The following is a 19,803-nucleotide window of genomic DNA, read 5'->3' as shown; positions in this document are numbered from 1 at the left end:
GCCCGGAGCGCCCGTCCGGCCTCCAGGTGTAAACCGATCGGTTTCACCGTAGCACCACACCTTGCCAGCCGGAAACCGATCGGTTTACGATACGCAAAACCGATCGGTTTCCTTTCGTGCCATCCCCCAGGAGCAGGCGAGATGCCCGACCAGACGCCCCGGCCCACGATCCACGTCCCCGGGACCACCAGCCACACGATCGCCTCGCTGCGCTACCTCAAGGCGGGCACCGGCGCTCCCCTCGTCCTGCTGCACACCGTGCGCACGCAGGCCGAGCACTTCCGCGCCCTCATCCCCTTGGTCGCGGACCGGTACACCGTCTACGCCCCCGACCTCCCGGGCATGGGCTACTCCGAGATCGTGCCCGGCGCGTCGTACGAAGAGCCGGCGATGCGCGCGGGCGTCGAACGGCTCCTCGGCGAACTCGACCTCGAAGACGTGACGCTGCTGGGCGAGTCCATGGGCGCGGTCCTGGCGCTGACCACCGCGGCCGACGTGCCGGACCGGATCCGGCGCGTCATCGCGGTGAACACCTACGACTTCCGCGGCGGCATCGCCCGGTCCGGCTTCCTCGCCCGGGCGGTGGTCGCCGGCGTCCTCGCGCCGGGCGTGGGCCCCGTGGTCGCCGGGATCGAGCCGAAGCCCGCCCTCCGCCGGATCCTGCAGGGCGGTCTGGGCGACAAGACCGCCCTGCGGGAGGACTACCTGGACGAGCTCCTCCAGGTGGGCCGCCGTCCCGGCTACCCGGCCGTCGCCCGCGGCGTCTACCGGAACCTGCCGAGCCTCATCGCGGCCCGTTCCCGTTATCCCGAAGTCAAGGCCCCCCTCCACCTCGTCTACGGCGAGAAGGACTGGTCGCGGCCCTCGGACCGGGCGGCCAACCGGGAACTGCTGCCCGACGCCGAGTTCACGCAGGTGCCGGCTGCGGGCCACTTCATCGCCCTGGAACGGCCGGACGTCCTGGCCGGCCTGGTCTGAGCCGGACGGCTCGCGTGGTCACGCACGACGTCTCCATCGCCGTGGCCGCCGAACCGGCCCGCCGAAGGAGCCGGCTCGGTTAGTCTCCGGGGAATGAACGTCCTGGATCATGTCCTTCTCGGCGTACGGGATCTCGAGGCGGCGGCGGACCGGCTGCGGCGCGAATGGGGCCTGGGAACCGTGCCCGGCGGGTCGCCGGCGCCCGGTGTCACCAACGCGGTCGTTCCCCTCGAGCCCCCGATCTACCTGGAGCTCGCCACCGCCACCGACGCGGGCGCGAGCGACGCGGCGGCGCGGCTGGCCGCGGCCACCGCGACGGGAGATCGCCTGTTCACCTGGGCGATCGAGCCGGACGACCTCGACGCGGACGCGGCAAGGCTGGGCCTCACGCCCCTGAGCGGCGGCGGAAACACCGGGCGGTGGCGCTTGCTCGGCGAGGTGGAACAGGAGCGGCCGTTCTTCATCGAATACGACATCGCCCGCGCCGGTCGCGTCGAGGGCTGGCAACGCGCGTACGACAAGGCCGAGCACGACTGCGCACCCGGCCGCGTGACCTACCTCGAGGTCGGCGGCGACGCGTCCGAGCTGCGGCAGTGGCTGGGCGAAGTCGACGTGCCGTTGCGCTGGGCCGGCGGCGAACCGCGGCTCACGGCGCTGGGGATCGCGACCGGCCGAGGTGAGATCGTGTTGCGCTGAGCCGTTCCTCGCGCGGGAGGACCAGCGACAGCACGGACATTCCCACGGCCACCCCGACCATCGTGAACACACCACGCGGCCAGAAAATGTGACTGTCCAAGAACGACACGCTCGCGAGCAGCAGGACGACGGCACCCGGCACCGCCCGCCACCTCGCCCGCAAGGCGGCCGCGGCGACGATCGCGAGGCAGGCGGCGAGGAAGCAGGCCGAACCGATGTAGCCGAGCAGGTCACCGATCCCGAAGACGGCACCGGCCACCGGCGTGGCACCGTGCTGCGCGTGCACGACCGTGCCCGCGGCGATCCCCGCGACGGCGTCGAGCCCGCCGTAGAAAGCCGCGAAGGCGAAGGCGGCCAGCCGTCCGGGCCAGCGCAACGCACGGGGCGCCGAAGCCAGCAGGAGCCACTGCGCCCCGGCGAGCAGCGGAAAGACCGGCAACAGGACGACGTGCAACGCCGTCCACCAGCCGGCGGTCGCCGCGTCGAGGTACGCGGGGTGCACCGCACCGAACCCGGCGAGCAGAAGACCCGGCGCGGCGAAGAGGGCACCGCGCTGCCATCGTGACCCGATCACCGGGCGACCATAGCGCCGGCGGCCCGGCGATCGGAGGGTCGCGAGATTAGCGAACTCTTACGTCCGCGAAGCCCTTGACCCGGGTACCGCGCCAACCGGAACGCCCGGAAATGCACCCACCACCGAGCGGAAATCGACGGGCGGTCCAAGATCCCACCGCGGCAACGAAATCCCGTACCCTGGCGTCCGTTCCCGAAACGAAAAGCGGAAAAAGACCAACGAATACGGCGTCCGGTCCGGCTCCGGTTTTCTTTCCGGAACCGGCACCGTCGGGGCGAGGGGTGGTGAGCGATGCGGGGCCGAATCGCGCGGGCGGGCGGGTTCCTGGGTGCCGCGGCGGTCGCCGTCGCCGGACTCGCCGTCGCCGGGGCCGGGCACGGCCACCCCGCGCAGGACTTCCGGATGCGGTCGGGTTCCGCTTGGCTGGCCTCCTCGGGTGTCGGGCAGGTCAGCCTGCTCGACGGGACCTCCGCCGAGGTCGCCGCGCAGGTGCAGGTCAGCCCGCCCGGCCACGCCCTCGACGTCGTCCAGCGGGACTCCACCGCCTACGCCGTCGACCGCAGTGCCGGCACCGTGCGCCGGGTCGACGGCGCCACCTTCGAGCCCGCCGCGCCGGTCACCCCGATCGACCAGGCGCGGGACGGGCTGACCGCGTTCGCCGGCAGCGACACCTTGTACACTTTGGACGGTCAACGCGGGCTGCTGGCCGGCCGCGATCCGCTCACCCTGGCCCCGCGCGGTGCCCCGCTGTCCCTGGCGGCGCGGCTGACCGCGGGCACCGCCGCCCTCGACGACGCCGACCGGCTCTGGACCGTCGACGACGCGACCGGCGACCTCACCTGGATCGCGGGCGGGACCCGCACCACGCACCGCGGGCTGGTCCCGCCCGGCCGGAACGTCCTCACCGCCGCCGGCGGCATGCTCGCGGTGGTCAGCCCCAGCGCCCGGACCGCCACCAGCGTCTCCCCGGTGACCGGCGAGGTCGCCGCCACGATCCCGCTCGACCTGCGCCCCGACGACACCGTCCAGGTGAGCGGTTCCCCGCACCACGACCGCGTGTACGTCGTCGTCTCGCGGGGCCTGCTCGACATCTGCGACCTCGGCGCCGCGAGCTGTGACACCGTCGTCCCGCTCGAGGCGGCCGACCGGCGGCTCGGCGCGGCCGTCGAGGCCGGCGACCGGCTGTTCGTCCCGGACTACTCCACCGGCCAGGTCACCATCGTCGACCTCACCCACCCGTCGGTGCTCGCCCGGTCGAAGGTGCTCACCCCGCCGGCGCCGTTCCAGCTCTTCAACCGCGACGGGATCGTCTTCTTCAACGACCCCGCCAGCGAGCGCGCCGGGGTGATCCGCCTCGACGGCGGCGTCCGCCCGATCGTGAAGTACGACCCGGCGGACCCGCACAAGGGCCTCCACGACGACCACCCCGTTCCCCCGGCGCCCCCGGCGCCGAGCGGGCAGCAGCCGCCCCCGGACCCGACGCCCCCGCCCGGGACGGCGCCGACGTCGGCGCCGGTCCCGCCCGGCAGCGGCCCCGACCAGCCGGCCGGGAACCAGCCGACCGGGCCGGACCCGGTCCCGCCCGCGGGCGGGGTCCCCACGACCGGCCCGCCGGCCACGGCGCCGGACCTGCGGGTCACCCTGTCGAAGGCGGCTCCTCAACCGGGCGAAGACATTTCGCTGCGCGTCGACAACGCGGCGGGCGCCGCGCCGGCCACCGCGCACTGGGACTTCGGGGACGGCGGCCAGGCGGACGGCCTGACCGTGACGCACCACTGGACCACCGAGAAGACCTACCAGGTCAGCGTCCGGGCGACCGTGGACGGGCGGGAAGCGGCGACGTCGGCCAGTGTGCAGGTCACGCCGCCGCCGTCGGTCACCGTGCCGGACGTCGTCGGAAAGCCGGAGGCCGCCGCGCGCGGTGTTCTCACCGCCGCGAACCTCGTGCCGGTCGTGACCCGCAGCGCCAGCAACACCGTCGCCGCCGGGGTCGTGCTCGGCCAGACGCCGAAGGGCGGCACGAGCGCGGCGCCGCGGACCCAGGTGACGATCACGGTTTCCAGCGGCCGGCCCGCCCCGATCGACCTGATGGCCGGTGCGTCCGGCGCGAGCTGGACCACCGGCGCGGGCACCCTGCCGTTCAACGGCAACGACGGCGACGTCCGCGGTTTCGTGCTCACCCGGCACGGGCTCACCGAAGGCGGCTGCGCGCTGGAGGACGGCACCGCGCCGGATCCGTACCTGGAGACCCATCCGCAGTGGGTGGACAACGGCTTCATCAACGGCGTCTACACCCTGCCCCGGCCGATCGCCGCGGGTGACCACTTCCGCTCGAAGATCGGGTTCGTCTGGTGCAACCCGAACGAAGCCGGCGACGCGACCTTCGTCGTGTCGGTCATCGGGCCGGGCGGCGCGGCCACCGACGTCGCCCGGGTGCGCGACACCTCGGCGGACCGGGTCATGCGCCAGCTCGACGTCGACCTCTCCGCCCACGCCGGCGCCACGCGGATCCGGCTCCGGATCGAGGCGGGCGCGTCCTCGGGACAGGACTGGGCGTCCTGGATCGGCCCGCGGATCGGCGCGTGAGCGATCCTCAGCCGAACGCGGCGAGCGGCTCCCCCGTGCGCCGGCCAGGACGCCCTGCTCCCCCGGCTCACCGCAGTCACCGGCCTCCGCGAGATCTCCGTGACACGCGAAGGCCAGGCCAGTCTCCGCGCGACCCAGCTCCGCGCGTAGCGATCTTCCCCCGGGCCCCGCGGTTACTCCGTCCGTGCCGATGCACGCCCATCCGCAAGGCCATCGGAACACCTTAGAACCGTTGAACTACAACGGACTTCGGGCATCCGTCAGGTGACCGATGTCTGTTCTGCGCGTTCCGCGAAACATTGTTCTACGGAGTTATCACGCTCCGGCCTCGACGCCGAGGAGGAGCGATGTCCCGTGCTACCACCGCCGTCTCCACCGTCGTGATCTTCCTTCTGGCCATCAACCTGCGGCCGGCCGTGACCAGCCTGGGCGCGGCCCTGCCGGACATCTCGGTCGCCGGTGATCTCGTCGCCGCGGTGCTCGTCGCGTTGCCCCTGTGGGCGATCGGCCTGGGCGGCTGGGCGACACCCTGGCTGTGCGGCCGGTTGGGGACCTACCGGACCGTCGCCGTGGCCCTCGCCGGGCTGGTGCTGTCGCTGTCCGGGCGGGTCCTCGGCGGATCGGCGCAGCTGCTGACCGGGACGGCGCTGGCGTGCCTGTCCATCGCCGTGCTCGGCACCGTGCTGCCGTTGCTGGCCAAGGGGTCCGCCGCCTTCACCTTCGGGCTCGGGCTCGGCAGCACGGCCGGTGCGCTGGTCACGCCCTCGGTCGTCATGGCGTCGTCGTGGCGGGCCGCCCTCGGCCTGTGGGCGATCGTGGCGCTGCTGGCCCTGCAGGCGTGGCAGCGCATCCCCGGCGAGTTCCCGGCACCGCAGCGGGCCACCGGGGCGAAGCCCGCCGTCGCGCTGACCATCCACTTCGGACTCATTTCGACGGTGACGTTCCTGGTCATGGGCTGGCTGCCCGGCATCCTGCGCGACGCGGGAGTCCCGGCGACGACCGCGGGCGGGTGCCTCGCGCTGTCGATGGCCATGGGGCTGCCCATGATGCTGCTCGTCCCCGGCTGGACCCGCCGGTGGCGCAACCAGACCCTGCTCGTCGTCACGCTGGCCGCACCCAACGTCATCGGGGTGAGCGGCCTGCTCCTGGCGCCCGCCGCCGCGCCGTGGCTGTGGGCCGTGGCCACCGGCACGGGCATGGGGTCGCTCGCGTTCGTGCTGACGACCATCTCGCTGCGCAGCAAGGACAGCTCGCTCGCGTTGTCCGCCGTCGTCCAGGGCGTCGGGTACGTCATCGCCGGCTTCGGCGTCCTGGCCTGCGGCTGGCTGCACACGCACACCGGCGCCTGGCGGACTCCGCTGCTGCTGGTGCTGGCGATCCTGCTCGGCCAGGTCTACAGCGGGCATACCGCCGTCACGCGCCGGACCCCCGCGCCGCGGGTCACGCCGCCGGTCACGCCGCCACTCGCCGTGCCCCGTCAGGGCGACGTTCCGGAGGTCGGGGTCTGAGCAGGTATCGCGCGCCACCAGTTGCCTGACGTCCGGGCCAAGCGCCCCAATGTGGCGTCAGCCGGAGGCGGACTGGTGGCGCGCGGCTTCCCGGACGATGTCGATCCGGGAATGCACGTCGAGCTTGGTCAGGATGTGCGAAACGTGCGTGCCGACCGTGCGCCGGGACAGGTAGAGGCGGGCCGCTATCTGCGGGTTCGACAGGCCTTCGACCACGAGCGCGGCGATCCGGCCCTCGGTCGGGGTGAGGCTGTCCCAGCCGCGGGTGGTCTGGCGGTGCTTCACCGTCGGGCCACGCCGGATGCCCAGCGCCCGGAACACCGCGCGCAGCCGCGCCGCGTCCCATTGCGCGTCCAGCTCCGTGTAGACGTCGATGGCGTGGGTGAAGGCGGCCCGGGCCGACCCGCGGTCTTCGTCCCGGGCGCCCGCGAAGGCGATCGCGGCGGCTTCCAGCGCCTTGGCCTGCGAGAGTGGCCGGCCCGCGTCGCGGTAGCCGTCGGCCGCACGCAGCAACATCGTCCCGTCCTGTTCCAGGAGGCCGCGGCAGTACAGGGCCAGCGCGCGGCGATGCGACACGGTGGGCTCGGCGGCGATCGCCCGCGCCCGGGCCTCCATCTCCGCCGCGACCCGCCCGTCGCCGAGCGTCGCGGCCAGCCGGGCGGCCTCCCCCAGGAGGCCTTCCCCCATGTCCACGGCGGTCAGCACGGCCAGGGCCCGTTCCGGTGCGCCGGCGTGCTCGAAGGCGAGGCTGCGGGCCCGCACCAGGGGTTCCACGACCCGGTCGCCGATGCGTTCCGAGTACAGCGCCGCGACGTCGAGGTGACGGCGGGCCGCCGCCGTCTCACCGCGGTGGAAGTGGATGATCGCGGCGACGCCGTGGTCGCAGCACACCACGCCCGGGTCCTTGCGCTCGTCCGCGACGACGTCCACCTCGGCCAGCGCGTCGTCCCACCGGCCGGCGTCCAGCAGCAGCCGGCCGAGCGCGCTCTGGACCTCGGTCAGCCGCACGACGCTGCCGGTGCGGTCGGCCAGCTCGCGCGCCTGCCCGGCGGCGGTGAGCGCGTCGGTGTAGCGGTCGAGCGCGCCGAAGGTGACCGACTGGTTGATGCGCAGCAGCAGGGTGAGGTCGATCAGCGCGGGGTCGCCCCGCACGACGGCCATCGCGCGCTCGAACAATGGCAGCGCGTCGGCCCACTCGCCCCGTTTCATCGCGACCAGGCTCAGCACGTGCAGCGCCCACCCGGTCGCCCAGCGGTCTTCGGAGGGGCCCAGCTCGGCCAGCGCCGCGGAAGCGGCCCGGTGCGCGGCGGCGATCTCACCGAGGTCCCAGCGCGTCCGCGCGATGAGCACCATCAGCCTGGCCCGGTGCCGGGCCTGCAGCCCCGGCTGGTCCAGGGCTTCGTTCAGCGACGCGAGGGACTCGGCGGTGCGGCCGGTCGTCGCGCGGCACTGGAGGACCGTCGTGTGCAGGTCGACGCGCACGTCGGCGTCGCGGACGCGGTCCAGGGCACGCAGTGCGATCCGCTCGGCCTGGGCCACGTTGTCCACCCGGTAGTACGCCTCGGCCAGCCGGCAGGCGAGCGCGCCGGTCACGGCGTCGTCGAGCGGCGTGTCCCGCACCGCCCGGCGCAGCAGCGCGACGGCGACCACCGGTGCCTGGCCGATCAACGGCGTGGCCACGTCGAGCAGCCACCGGACGGCCCAGTCCGGCACCGGCACCCGGCTGTCCGTTGTGGACACCATGGGCAGCAGCTGCCGCGCGACCCGCTCGACCGGCGCGTTCGCCTCGGCCAGCGCCCACGCGGCGGCCTGGTGCCAGGCGACCCGGACCGCCGTCGGCATCTCGTCGTACAACGCGTGGCGGATCAGCGGGTGCCGGAACGCCAGGTCGTCACCCGCCGCCACCAGCACCCCGGCCGCGCGGGCCTCGTCGAGGGCGGGCAGCAGCTCGGCGAGCGTGCAGTTCGTCACGGTGACCAGGTCCCCGACCGAGAAGCCGTCCCCGAGCAGCGCCGCCGCCCGCAGCACGGTCCGCGCCGCCTCGGACAGGAAGCCCAGCCGGTCGGCGATCGCCTCCGGCAGGGAGTCCGGTGTGGCCGTGCCGGTCAGCTCCACGATGCCGGCCGTGTCGACCTTCAGGCACGAGCTCCGGGCCAGCGCGTCGATCAGTTCGGTGAGGTACAACGGGTTCCCGGCCGCGTCGGCGGCCAGCTCCTCCAGCCGGGCGCCCGGCTTGCCGCCGGCCAGTTCGGCCACCAGCTCGAGCACCGCCGGTTCCGCCAGCCTGCCCACCCGCAGCCGCTCGGCGGGCCGGACGATCCGGAAGAGCGACCGCAGGTCGTCCCGGCGCGGCACCGGCCGCAGCACGCCCACGAGCAGCAGCGGGAGCTGCCGGACCGAGCGGGCGAGCCGGCTCCACACCGCCACCGTCGTGGTGTCGGCCCATTGCAGCTCGTCGACGACCAGCACGGCCGGCTCGTCCTGGCACAGCTCGTCCACCAGCGCGATCAGCTGCTCGGCGGCCGCGGCGGCGAGGTCGGTGCCCTTGCCGGCGACGGCGCCGCCGCCCAGCAGCTCGGAAATGGCGTCACGACGGGGATCCCGCGTGACCGGCGTGATCCGCAGGGCGTCCAGGAGCGGGAGCAGCGGCAGTGCCTGCCCGAGCTCGTCGCCGGCACCCCAGTACACCTGGCATCCCGCGTCGGCCGCGGCGACACAGGCCGCGCGGACCAGCGCGGACTTGCCGATCCCCGGCTCGCCGTCCACGAGCACGGCACGGCCGCGCCCCGCGGCCACCTCACGGATCCAGGCGACCAGCCGGGACAGTTCGCCGTCCCGACCCACCAGCAGCTCGGTACCGTCCGTGAGCGGTCGCACACCGGGGATTTTAGGAGTAAAACCTGTTCACCGACAAGGGGCACACCTGGGAAGCCCGGAACGCGCGCACCCGGTAGTCGAGATTTCCCCTCGGGGAAACATCCCGTTCGATAAATGTTCCGTTTTGTGATCCGGACGTCATTCTGCCACGTGACATTACCGGCTCGTCAACTGCCCGCCCCTGCCCGGACGAATGACGCGGACACACCGAGCGCCCGTCGGCCGGACTGATCCGGACAAAGCATGGGGAGCAAGCGCTTCACCCGGCCAAAGTGGTCACCGGCAACGGATCTACCACACATCCGCAGCCCAGGAGGTCGTCTCGGGCCGCGATCGGTCCGCTCCCGCAGAAGTGGACCTTCGACTCTTTCGACAAACCGCCGCCACCACCCCGCCGCCATGATCGGCCTTCGCGGATTAATCCGAGATCGTCCGGGACCGAGCACGCGTCGCGGCGGCAGCCGCGACCGGTGATTGATTTCACCGGAGGGAACGCGCCGGGTTCGTGGTCGTGGTTTTTCACCGTGGATCCGTGGTTTCCGCTTCGGCGAACGCCATCGAGCCACGTTTTCCGCACTCCGCCACGTGGTGACCGAGCGTGACCGCCCCTCGGAGCCGCGCCGGTGTCGCCGGCGAAGATCGACAGCGATCCCTTCGCTCGAATCCGCCATTCCGGCGTCTTTCTTCCCGGGAATCAGTGGCAGATCGCCCTTTCGGCCACGTAGATTCGTAGCGGCGGCGGATGATCGATTTCGCAAAACAAGATCTTCGATCAAGAATTCGTGCCGCCATTCTGGTGAATTCGAGGACCCGGCGCGCGGGACACATTGTCAAGGACTGCGGGTGTCCCTACAGTGGCCTGCCTGACGCCCGGGAAGTGAATCACGGACCTTCCTTGGATTCGGCACATCAACTGTCATCTCCTGCGAGGAGCAGGCCGTGTTTGGAATTGCCAGAAGCAGCGGCCGGGTACGCGCCGCGCTCGCCATCGCGGCCGTCACGGCCGTCACCGGCTGCGGCGCACTCGGATCGGTCACCCCGAACGCCTCGTCGAGCGGCGCCGGCCTCGAGAAGGCGACACTGAAGGTCTCCATCCTGCCCACCACGGATCTCGCGCCGTTCTGGCTGGCCCAGGACAGCGGCTACTTCGAGGCCGAGGGCCTGACCGTCGAGTCCGTCATCGCCGCCAGCGGCCAGGCCTCGCTGACGAAGGCCATCTCGGGTGACGTCGACATCGCGTTCTCGACCTATCCCCCGTTCTTCACCGCGAAGAGCACCGGCGCCGCCGACATGGAACTGGTCGCCGACGCGACGTCGGTCAACGCGAAGTCCAATGCGATCGTCACGGTTCCGAATTCGCCGGTGAAAACAATCTTCGACCTGAAGGGAAAGAAGATCGCCATCACGGCGAAGAACACCGCGTCGGATCTTCTCACCCGTTCGGTGATGCAGGACCACAACGTGGATTACAGCAAAGTGAATTGGGTGCTGATCGCGTTGCCGAACATCGCCGCGGCCTTGCAGCAGGGTCAGGCCGATGCCGCGTACCTGCCGGAGCCCTACATCACGCAGGCCGCCAAGACGGCGGGCGCGATTCCCATCGTCGACATCAACACCGGCGCGACCCAGGACTTCCCGCTGACCGGCTACGGCGCGACGAAGAAGTGGGTGCGGGAGAACCCGAAGACCCTGGCCGCGTTCCAGCGGGCGATGCAGCGGGCCACGCACGACGCGGTGAACGACCGCGCCAAGGTCGAGCCGCTGCTGGTGCGGTTCGCCAAGATCGACGAGGACACCGCCAAGCTGCTCACCCTGCCGGGCTACGGCTCGATCCTCGACGCGCGGCGCCTGCAACGGGTCCCGGACCTGCTGCTGCAACTCGGCGCCATCCCGTCCCCGATCGACGTGAACTCGATGATCGGCCCCCAGGCCGGAAGATGACCCCGCCCCTGGGAGCGGCGTCCGGCTCGGCCGCCGGCGCGCCCCACCCCTGACGGACCTCCCGAACGAGCGTCACCCAGACCCCCGCCGATCCAGGCCGCCGGAGCGACTCCGGCGGCCTGGACGTCGTTCCGGGCCCTCCCCTCCCCGCGGCGACAGCGGCCGCGGGCGGTGACGTGCCGACCGGAGAAACTCGCCGGGTCCATTCAGGACTCGGCCGGCGAGGACCGCCCGAACCGGGTCATGGCGCGGTAGAGATCGGCGGGCGCCGGTGACTCGGGCAGTGCGGGGATCGGGGCGCCGGGGGTGGCGAACGCCCGCAGCATCTGCCCGACGAGCCGGCGCCACGTCCCGGGTGCGTCGTCGCCGGTGGCGGCGATGACCCCGGCGTTGGCCATCAGCAGGACGACGAGGTCTTCGGAGGTGAAGTCCGCCCGGAGGTGGCCGGTCTTCTTGGCCCGGTGGATGAGTTTCAGGAAGCCCCGGTACGCCTCGGCGCGCCGGGTCTCCAGTTCCTTGGCGGCGGGGAAGCTCATGGCGAGCACGGCGGCGAAGCCACGGTCGGCGGCCTGCATCGCGCAGATGGTTTCGAGGTAGCGGGTGAAGCCGTGCCAGGGGTCCGGGTCGGCCAGTGCCTCGGCGGTGGCGGCCGCGTAGCCGTCCATCCGGTCGGCGAACACGGCGTTGATCAGGTCGTCGCGGGTGGCGAAGCGCCGGGACAGCGTGGCCTTCCCGACGCCGGCCTCGCGGGCCACCGAGGCCATGGAGACCTCGAGCCCTTCGGTGGCGTAGAGGCGGCGGGCGGCGGCCATAATGCGTTCGCGGTTGCGCTCGGCGTCCGCGCGCAAGGCGCTTTCACACGGCTGACCTGGCGGTTCCGGCGGTGTCATGCCCGCCACCCTAGCAAGTGGACCACCCTTCCCACTTTTCTGCTACGGTGGCGGCAGGAAACGGGAAGGCCGTTCCACTTATCTCGAAGGTGATCATCATGCGTGCCGCCACACTGGACTCCGTCCCCGCCACCCCGGCCGTGACCGAGGTCGACACACCCCGGCCGGAAGCCGGGGAACTCCTGGTCCGGGTGGCCGCGTCCTCGGTCAACGGCTTCGACGCCGCCACCGCCGCCGGCTACCTGCAGGGGATCATGGAACACCGGTTCCCGCTGGTGCCCGGCAAGGACTTCGCCGGGACGGTCGAGGCGCTCGGCGAGGGCGTCGAGGGCTTCGCGGCCGGCGACGCGGTCTTCGGCGTGGTGATGAAGCCGTTCCTCGGGACGGGCTCCCTGGCCGAGTACGTCACCGTGCCGGCGACCTACGGCGTGGCCGCCATCCCGCCCGCGCTGAGCGTGCGCGAAGCCGGCGCGCTGGGCTTGGCGGGCACGGCCGCGCTGGATGCCCTGAACGCGGTGGACCTGGCCAAAGAGGACACGGTGCTGATTTCCGGCGCCACCGGCGGTGTTGGCGCGCTGGCGGTGCAGCTCGCGGCCGCGCGGGGCGCCCGCGTCATCGCGACCGCCCGCCCCGGCGCGGAGGCCGAGTTCGTCACCGGTCTCGCCGCCGTCGAGGTCGTCGACTTCGCGGGCGACCTCGCCACGCAGCTGCGGGCGCTCGCCCCGGAGGGCGTGGACGCGGTGCTGCACCTGGCCGGCGACGGCGACCAGCTGGCGCGCCTGCTGCGTCCGGGCGGCCGGTTCGCCTCCACCCTCGGCGTCACGCCCGAAGGCGTCACCGCCGTGTCGGTGATGGCTGACCCGAATCCGCAGACTCTGACCCACCTCGCCGCCGAGGCCGCCTCCGGCGCGTTGCGCGTCCCGGTCACGGCCGCCTATCCGCTGGACCGGGTCGGCGACGCCTTCGCCGCGTTCGGCGCGGGCTCGCTCGGCAAGCTCGCCATCACCCACTCCTGATCAGGAACCACCGTGCCCACCATCGCCATCGTCGGCGCCGGCCCCGGGTTGGGCCTGGCCGTCGCCCGCACCTTCGGTTCGAACGGCTTCGACGTCGCTCTCGTCGCCCGGAACCGCGCCAAGCTCGACGACCTCGCCGGCAAGCTCGCCGCCGAGGGCATCACCGCCGCCGCGTTCCCGGCCGACGTCCTCGACCCCGAAGCTCTCACCCGGGCACTCGGGGACGCCGCCGCGCGGTTCGGCGGCATCGACGTCCTGGAGTACTCCCCCGCGGGCACGTTCGGCTCGACCGCGCCGACCGTGCCCTCCGAGACCGAACCGGCTGACGTGCGCCGCGAACTGGATTTCCAGCTCTCCGGCGCCATCACCGCCACCCGGGCGGTGCTGCCCGCCATGCGCGCCGCGGGCACCGGCACCCTGCTCTACACCACCGGCGCCGGCTCGATCGACCCCGTTCCCCAGCTCGGGAACGTCAACGCCGCCGCGGCCGCCCTGCGCAACTGGGTGCTGAACCTGCACAAGGAGCTCGACGGCACCGGTGTCCAGGCCGCCCACGTAGGCATCGGCGTGCTGATCGGCGGGACCGACGAGGACCTGCCCGGCTTCCCGACCGCCCCGGCCGAGCAGATCTCCCCCGTCTACTGGGAGCTGCACACCACGGGCCGCGACCAGGCCGAGCGCGTCTTCAGCCTCTGAAGGCTCAGCTGCCGTCCCGGCGTCCAGCGGGTCGTGCGGCGGAACGCGGCGGCCCACCGCCTTCGTTCACTCCGTGACGACGATGACGTGCAGGTTCCTCGGCCCGTGCACGCCCTCCACCCGGGTCAGCTCGATGTCGCTGGTGGCACTCGGGCCGCTGATCCAGGTCTGCGGGCGGGCCGGGTCGAGTCCGGCCACCGCCTGCGGCACGCCGGGCACGATCCGGTCCGCCGGCACGACGCAGACGTGCACGTCCGGTACGAGGCTCAGCGCCCGCCGGCCCTGCCCGGGGCCGTGGTCGAGCACGATCGTGCCGGTCGTCGCGATCCCGAGCGCGGCCGTGGTGACGACGGCGTCGAACCCGGCCAGCTCCGCCGTGGTCCCGTCCGGCGACGAACCGTCGATTTCGACCGGGAACCCTTCGGGCACCAGCACTTTCCGCGCCGGGCCCAGAGCCGAACGGATCGCGTCCGGCAGCTCGGCGGCGGCGCACCGCGTGAGAGTGGCGCGGTAGTCGACCACACGCTCGGCGAACAGGCCGGCGACGTCGCCGTCCGCGACGGCCGCACGGTATCCGCGCGGCACTTCGGCTTCGGTCCGGTCCGCGTCCCGCAGCGCCCCGCGGACGGCCGCCAGGATCTCCTCGCGCGCGGTCATCCCTTTTCCCTTCGCCACCACGACCGGAACGACTCGCGCGGCGGGGCGGGCAGATCGCGTGCGTTCGTCCACAGTGAACCCGGCCACGGCAGGCGGGACAGCGCGCAGCGGCCGCCCGGCAGCACGCGGCGCCCGAAGCGGGTCAGGGCCCGGTTCGCGACCCCCAGCCCGCGTTCGGCGAAACCCAGCCGCCGGGCGTCGGACAGCAGCCAGGACGCCGCTTTCATCGCCACCGCTTCGGGTTTCGGGGGTCTGCCGCGATGCGCGTCGACCACCTGGGAGCGCAGGTGGACCAGAACCTCGGGGATGTCGATGCGCACCGGGCACGCCTCGAAGCAGGCACCGCACAGGCTGGACGCGTACGGCAGCGAGTCCGTCTGCTCATCGACGCCGACGCCCTTGAGCAGCGGGTTGAGGATCGCGCCGATCGGCCCGGGGTAGACCGAGCCGTAGGCGTGCCCGCCGGTGCGTTCGTAGACCGGGCAGACGTTCAGGCACGCCGAGCAGCGGATGCAGCGCAGCGCCTGCCGGCCGACCTCGTCGGCGAGCGCGCGGGTGCGGCCGTTGTCCAGCAGCACCACGTGCGTCTCCCGCGGCCCGTCGCCCGGCGTCACGCCCGACCAGGCCGACGTGTAGGGGTTCATCCGCTCCCCCGTGCTGGACCGCGGCAGGAGCTGGAGGAACACGTCGAGGTCGGCCCACGTCGGCACGACCTTTTCGATGCCCACCACCGAAACCAGCACCTCGGGCAGCGTCAGGCACATCCGGCCGTTGCCCTCGGACTCGACGACGACCAGGGTGCCGCTCTCGGCCACGGCGAAGTTCGCGCCGGAGACGGCCATCTTCGCGCGCAGGAACTTTTCGCGCAGGTGCAGCCGGGCCGCACCGGCCAGCTCGGCCGGGTCGTCGGTCAGGCCGTCGGGCGCGGGACGGCCCGCCGCGCTCATCTCGCGGCGGAAGATCTCCCGGATCTCCGCGCGGTTGCGGTGGATCGCCGGCACCAGGATGTGGCTGGGCAGGTCGTCCCCGAGCTGCACGATGAGCTCGGCGAGGTCGGTTTCCCAGGCGGTGACGCCGTGCTCGGCCAGCGCCTCGTTGAGCCCGATCTCCTGCGTCGCCATCGACTTGACCTTGACGACCTCGTCGACGCCGTGGTCGCGGGCGATGCTCGCGACGACGTCGCAGGCCTCTCGCGCGTCACGCGCCCAGTGCACGGTCGCTCCCCTGGCCTGCAACGCCGCTTCGAGGGTCAGCAGGTGTTCGTCGAGGCGGCGCAGGGTGTTGTCCTTGATCGCCGCGCCCGCCAGCCGCAGTTCCTCCCACTCGGCGACCTCGCCGACGACGGCCGCGCGCTTGGCCCGGATCGTGCCGGTGGCGTGGGCGAGGTTGCGCCGCAGCTGCGTGTCGGCCAGTGCCTCCCGGGCCGCGGCCGGGAAGGCGGGCATGCCGACGAACGTGGCGCTCACGCGTCCTCCTCGGTCGAAGCGAGCACGTCGGCCAGGTGCAGCACGCGGACGCCGGACCGCTGCCGCGACAGCAGGCCACCGACGTGCAGGAGGCACGAATTGTCACCCGCGACGAGCACTTCGGCCCCGGTTTCCCGGACGTGGCGGGCTTTGTCGGCGCCCATGGCGGTGGACGTCTCGGCGTTCTTCACCGCGAACGTGCCGCCGAAGCCGCAGCATTCCTCGGCGGCGGGCAGCTCGACGAGGTCCAGCCCGCGCACCGCCCGCAACAGCCGCACCGGCTTGTCGCCGACGCCGAGCATGCGCAGCGAGTGGCAGGTCGGGTGGTAGGTGACGCGGTGCGGGAAGGAGGCGCCGACGTCGGTCACGCCGAGCACGTCGACGAGGAATTCGCTCAGCTCGTACACCTTCGGCCCGGTCTCGGCGAGCAACGGCTCCCCCGCGCGCCGCGCGACCAGGCCGTGCTGGTGCCGGGCCGAACCCGCGCACGAACCGGACGGCGTGACGACGTAGTCGTACCCGGCGAACGCCCGCGCGAACGCGCGGACCACCGGCACGGCCTCGTCGAGGTAGCCGGTGTTGACCATCGGCTGGCCGCAGCAGGTCTGCGCCGCCGGGAAGTCCGCGTCCACGCCGAGGCGGCGCAGCAGCCGGAACACCGCCTTGCCCGTGCCGGGGAACAGCGAGTCGTTGATGCAGGTGACGAGCACGGCGACCTTCATGCGCTCACCCCGCATCCTCTGAATTAAAAGGTTTCAAAGCCGGCGCGGTGACGCTACTACGGCCGCCAAGGCGAAGTCAACGGACCGCCTTGATCCAAGAGGTAAGGGTTGTTCACCCGCTGCTTGCAGCGAGTTGTTACGTTTCAACGACTCCCCTTCCGGGAGCTGGGCAGGGGAGTTTTGCCCCTCTTGACCGCTGTCGCACGGCAAGGCGATCCTGGCACTCTTGTCCGCTTCCGGAGGGGAATCCATGCGACGACTCGCCATGCTGCTCTGCGCCCTTTTCCTGACCGCCACCGCCACCGCGGTCCCGGCGTCGGCCGATACGCCACCTGATCCGGTTCCGGGCGACAGACCCCCGCTGGGGATCACCTGGGCGACCGGGGATCACTACTGCCTCTACGACTCCGGCGAAGACATCGTGAAGGCCGCGGCGGATCGGCTGGTCACCTCCGGGCTGCGGGACGCCGGGTACCGGTACGTCATGCTCGGCGACTGCTGGCAGGCGGCTCAGCGTGACGCGGACGGCAAGCTGACCGCCCGTGCCACGTTCTCGGCCAGCATCCCGGCTCTGGTCGACTACGTGCACTCGCGCGGGCTCAAGATCGGTTTCTACAGCGGCACCGGCGCGAAGACCTGCAGCAACCAGGCGGCGGGCTCGCTCGACCACGAGGACCTGGACGCGCAGACCTTCGCCGACTGGGGCGCGGACTACCTGCGCTACGACACCTGCTACAGCGTCAACGGCGACGCGCCCGCGCGGGTCAAGAAGATGGCGGACGCGCTCAAGCGCACCGGCCGTCCGATCACCCTGGAAGTCGACGACTTCGACCGCAACCAGAGCCCGTGGCTGTGGGCGCGGGCGGCCGGCGCCCAGGTCTGGCGCACGTACAAGAACTCGACCTTCGACTTCGGTTACTCGGCGGGCAGTCTCGACAAGCAGTACGGCCTGGAGGGTTACAACGGCCCGGGTGGCTGGAACAACCCGGGCGCGTTCACCTTCAGCTACCTCGACATCGCGGAGCGCCAGGCTAAGCTCGGGCTGTGGGCGGTGCTCAACGCACCACTCGTGACCGACCTGGCCCTGACGGCCGACCGGACGTTCCCGGCCGCCGCCGAGCTGGCCAACCCCGACATCATCGCCGTCGACCAGGACTGGGCGGGCGTCGGCGGGCACAAGGTCCGCGACACCGGCTGGACCGAGGTGTGGACCAAACCGATGTCCGACGGCTCGGCCGTGCTGGTGCTGTTCAACCGCGGCGAGCTGGCCGCGCCGATCGCCACGTCCGTGGCCGACGCGGGGCTGCCGGCCGCGGCCGGCTATCGCGTGCGCGACCTGTGGACCGGCGAGGAGACCGAGACGACCGGCGCGCTCGGCGGGACCGTCGGCCGGCACGCCGCCACCGTGCTGCGCGTGTGGCCGGCGAACGTGACCGCCGCGCCGCGGACGTCGCTGGCCGTCGACCTGCCCGAGTCCGTCCCGCCGTCCCAGCCGGTGACCGCCACGGTCAGGTTCACCAACAACGGGTCCACTCCGGTCACCGGCGCGCACCTGCGGCTGACCGCGCCCGCGCAGTGGCAGTTCGACAGCCCCGCCGAGGCGGACACGGCGACCGTCGACCCCGGGGCCACCTGGGAGACCGCGGTGACGCTGCACCCGGTTCCGACCGCCACGCAGCCGTTCAAGATGCCGGCCACGGTGACGTACACGACCGCGCAGGGCACGCGGACGGCGACCGCGTCGGCCGAGTCGCCGCTCGTGCACGCGCCGAACCCGCCTTACGACGAGGGGACGCTCGACACGATGTACTGGATGTCCAGCGAGAACGGCCTCGGTCCGGTCGAGCGGAAGAGCACCGACAACGGCCACCCGTTCTCGGTCAACGGCAGGACCGACACGTACGGGCTGGGCGCGCACGCGCCGTCGGTCGTGCGGTACTACCTCGGCGGCAAGTGCAAGCAGTTCACCGCGACCGTGGGTGTCGACGACCGCGGGCCGAACGGGACGCTCGGGTTCCGGGTGATCGGGGACGGCGTCGAGCTGGAGGCGACCGGCAACATGCGGCACGGGGACCCCGCGCAGTACCTCGCCGTGCCGGTGACGGGTGTCCAGGTGCTGGTGCTCGCGGTGGACGACGCGAGCGACGGCTCGGCCGGGGACTGGGGAGACTGGCTGTCGCCGTACGTCACCTGCTGAACGGCGCGTGGGTGGTGCCGCCGGTCGTCGCCGGCGGCACCACCTGTCCGGTCAGAAGCCGGGGAACACCCGGCGCAGGTCGTCGAGCGTGACGTCGCCCTCGACGGTGGCGTCCTGGTCGTACGGTGCCTTGAGCCGACCGCTGAGCAACCGGACGAACGCCTCCGCGGGCCCGTCGAAGGTCGCGGACGGCGACTCGAGACGGGGCACGACGGTGACGGTGTCGTCGATCACCAGACCCGCACCGGGAACGGCGACGGACACGGGCTTCTCGAGTTCGGCCGGCTTGGCGAGGAAGCCCAGCATGAAACCCAGGTGTCCGGCGAGGAGTTCGACGAGCACGTCGGCCGAGCCGGCGTCGACCCGAGCGTCCGGGTCGAAAGCCACGCGCACGTCCCAGGAGTGGTTGGCCACCTCGCTGAGCCGCATGCCCAGCGCGGTCACGAGCGGGACGGGCTCGGGCAGGAAGCCGAGGTCGACGGTCAGCGACGAGCGCTGCTCGGGCGTGAAGGCCTCGACGGTTTCGAGCCAGCGGCGGTTGGTGTCCAGGAAACCCTCGGCCTGCGCCCGCGGCGTGGCGGCGTCCCAGCGAGCCCAGATGGTCTGGTTGTCTTCGGCGGCCACGGTTTCCCCGGCGGCCCGCGCGAGGGGCGCGCGGCCGATCTCGGCCCCACTGCCGAGGTGCGAAAGCACCTGGGCGACGGTCCATTCGGCGGCACCCCCGGTGGCGGCCAGCTGCTCGTCGGAGAGGGTACGGACAAGCCCGGCGAGCGTGTCGTACTCGGCGCGAAGGGTGGCGATCGTGCGATCCACGAGTTGACTCATGCCACGCTCAACCACCGCGAGGACGCGTGTGTTCCGTGCCCGGCGTCCCCGTCACCGGCGGCCCGGCCGCCACCGCCTTAGTGCCTGTTGGCGAATGGTCCAGCCTCGGCCGCCGGGCCAACAACCGTGTCGACCCTCCAATCACGCGTGTCGACCGCCCAGCCACGCGAGATA

The 19,803-nt window shown here is 72.5% G+C and carries 15 protein-coding genes; 8 read left to right on the top strand and 7 right to left on the bottom strand.

The features are described 5' to 3' along the window. Nucleotides 1-141 precede the first annotated feature (141 nt). Both AB0G28_RS29685 and AB0G28_RS29680 read left to right on the top strand, forming a co-directional pair. On the top strand, nt 142-978 hold the full coding sequence (locus AB0G28_RS29685; protein WP_361096141.1) for an alpha/beta fold hydrolase: 837 nt from the start codon (nt 142-144) through the stop codon (nt 976-978). A 93-nt stretch (nt 979-1,071) separates the two neighbouring features. Then, complete coding sequence (locus AB0G28_RS29680) at nt 1,072-1,674, top strand: VOC family protein (RefSeq protein ID WP_361096138.1); 603 nt, start codon at nt 1,072-1,074, stop codon at nt 1,672-1,674. Here the strand turns inward: AB0G28_RS29680 and AB0G28_RS29675 are convergent. Then, nucleotides 1,625-2,248: a hypothetical protein gene (locus AB0G28_RS29675; RefSeq protein ID WP_361096135.1), complete on the bottom strand. Its 624-nt coding sequence runs from the start codon at nt 2,246-2,248 to the stop codon at nt 1,625-1,627. The genes AB0G28_RS29680 and AB0G28_RS29675 overlap by 50 nt on opposite strands. Before the next feature lie 291 nt (nt 2,249-2,539). On the opposite strand from AB0G28_RS29675, the gene AB0G28_RS29670 reads away from it, so the two are divergent. Then, a complete protein-coding gene (locus AB0G28_RS29670; protein ID WP_361096132.1) occupies nt 2,540-4,834 on the top strand; it encodes a PASTA domain-containing protein in 2,295 nt (764 codons plus the stop codon). A gap of 347 nt (nt 4,835-5,181) precedes the next feature. After that, nucleotides 5,182-6,342, top strand: coding sequence for an MFS transporter (locus AB0G28_RS29665; protein ID WP_361096129.1), 1,161 nt, complete (start codon nt 5,182-5,184; stop codon nt 6,340-6,342). A gap of 57 nt (nt 6,343-6,399) precedes the next feature. On the opposite strand, the gene AB0G28_RS29660 is transcribed toward AB0G28_RS29665, so the two are convergent. Beyond that, nucleotides 6,400-9,219 carry an AAA family ATPase gene (locus AB0G28_RS29660; RefSeq protein ID WP_361096126.1) on the bottom strand — a complete coding sequence of 940 codons (2,820 nt, stop codon included), beginning with the start codon at nt 9,217-9,219 and terminating at the stop codon, nt 6,400-6,402. Between the two features lie 939 nt (nt 9,220-10,158). Between AB0G28_RS29660 and AB0G28_RS29655 the strand changes: the two genes are divergently transcribed. Then, the gene (locus AB0G28_RS29655; RefSeq protein WP_361096123.1) at nt 10,159-11,160 is read left to right on the top strand and encodes an ABC transporter substrate-binding protein; all 1,002 of its coding nucleotides are present in this window, start codon (nt 10,159-10,161) and stop codon (nt 11,158-11,160) included. 206 nt (nt 11,161-11,366) lie between these two features. Here the strand turns inward: AB0G28_RS29655 and AB0G28_RS29650 are convergent, their stop codons facing one another. Further along, nucleotides 11,367-12,050 carry a TetR/AcrR family transcriptional regulator gene (locus AB0G28_RS29650; RefSeq protein WP_361096120.1) on the bottom strand — a complete coding sequence of 228 codons (684 nt, stop codon included), beginning with the start codon at nt 12,048-12,050 and terminating at the stop codon, nt 11,367-11,369. A gap of 98 nt (nt 12,051-12,148) precedes the next feature. Here AB0G28_RS29650 and AB0G28_RS29645 point away from each other — a divergent pair, with 98 nt between their 5' ends. Both AB0G28_RS29645 and AB0G28_RS29640 read left to right on the top strand, forming a co-directional pair. Then, entirely contained in the window at nt 12,149-13,066 is a 918-nt protein-coding gene (locus tag AB0G28_RS29645) for an NADP-dependent oxidoreductase (RefSeq protein ID WP_361096117.1), read from the top strand. 12 nt (nt 13,067-13,078) lie between these two features. Further along, nucleotides 13,079-13,762, top strand: a complete 684-nt coding sequence (locus AB0G28_RS29640; protein ID WP_361096114.1) for an SDR family NAD(P)-dependent oxidoreductase — start codon at nt 13,079-13,081, stop codon at nt 13,760-13,762. Nucleotides 13,763-13,828: 66 nt separating this feature from the next. On the opposite strand, the gene AB0G28_RS29635 is transcribed toward AB0G28_RS29640, so the two are convergent. From AB0G28_RS29635 to AB0G28_RS29625, 3 genes are read right to left on the bottom strand one after another with little or no spacing between them, the layout of a single operon-like run. Beyond that, nucleotides 13,829-14,419: a lactate utilization protein C gene (locus AB0G28_RS29635; RefSeq protein ID WP_361096111.1), complete on the bottom strand. Its 591-nt coding sequence runs from the start codon at nt 14,417-14,419 to the stop codon at nt 13,829-13,831. Then, nucleotides 14,416-15,864, bottom strand: a complete 1,449-nt coding sequence (locus AB0G28_RS29630; RefSeq protein WP_361096336.1) for a lactate utilization protein B — start codon at nt 15,862-15,864, stop codon at nt 14,416-14,418. Before AB0G28_RS29630 ends, AB0G28_RS29635 begins: the two co-directional genes overlap by 4 nt. A 17-nt stretch (nt 15,865-15,881) precedes the next feature. Beyond that, the gene (locus AB0G28_RS29625) at nt 15,882-16,607 is read right to left on the bottom strand and encodes a (Fe-S)-binding protein (protein WP_361096333.1); all 726 of its coding nucleotides are present in this window, start codon (nt 16,605-16,607) and stop codon (nt 15,882-15,884) included. Nucleotides 16,608-16,857: 250 nt separating this feature from the next. Between AB0G28_RS29625 and AB0G28_RS29620 the strand changes: the two genes are divergently transcribed. Continuing rightward, nucleotides 16,858-18,804, top strand: coding sequence for an NPCBM/NEW2 domain-containing protein (locus AB0G28_RS29620; protein ID WP_361096108.1), 1,947 nt, complete (start codon nt 16,858-16,860; stop codon nt 18,802-18,804). A gap of 51 nt (nt 18,805-18,855) precedes the next feature. Here the strand turns inward: AB0G28_RS29620 and AB0G28_RS29615 are convergent, their stop codons facing one another. Next, nucleotides 18,856-19,629, bottom strand: coding sequence for a maleylpyruvate isomerase family mycothiol-dependent enzyme (locus AB0G28_RS29615; protein ID WP_361096105.1), 774 nt, complete (start codon nt 19,627-19,629; stop codon nt 18,856-18,858). Between the last annotated feature and the right edge of the window lie 174 nt (nt 19,630-19,803).

It is taken from the genome of Amycolatopsis sp. NPDC021455, assembly GCF_040640995.1.
Taxonomy (GTDB): domain Bacteria; phylum Actinomycetota; class Actinomycetes; order Mycobacteriales; family Pseudonocardiaceae; genus Amycolatopsis.
The sequence above is the reverse complement of the archived record's forward strand: the minus strand, read 5'-3'. Positions and strand labels throughout refer to the sequence as shown.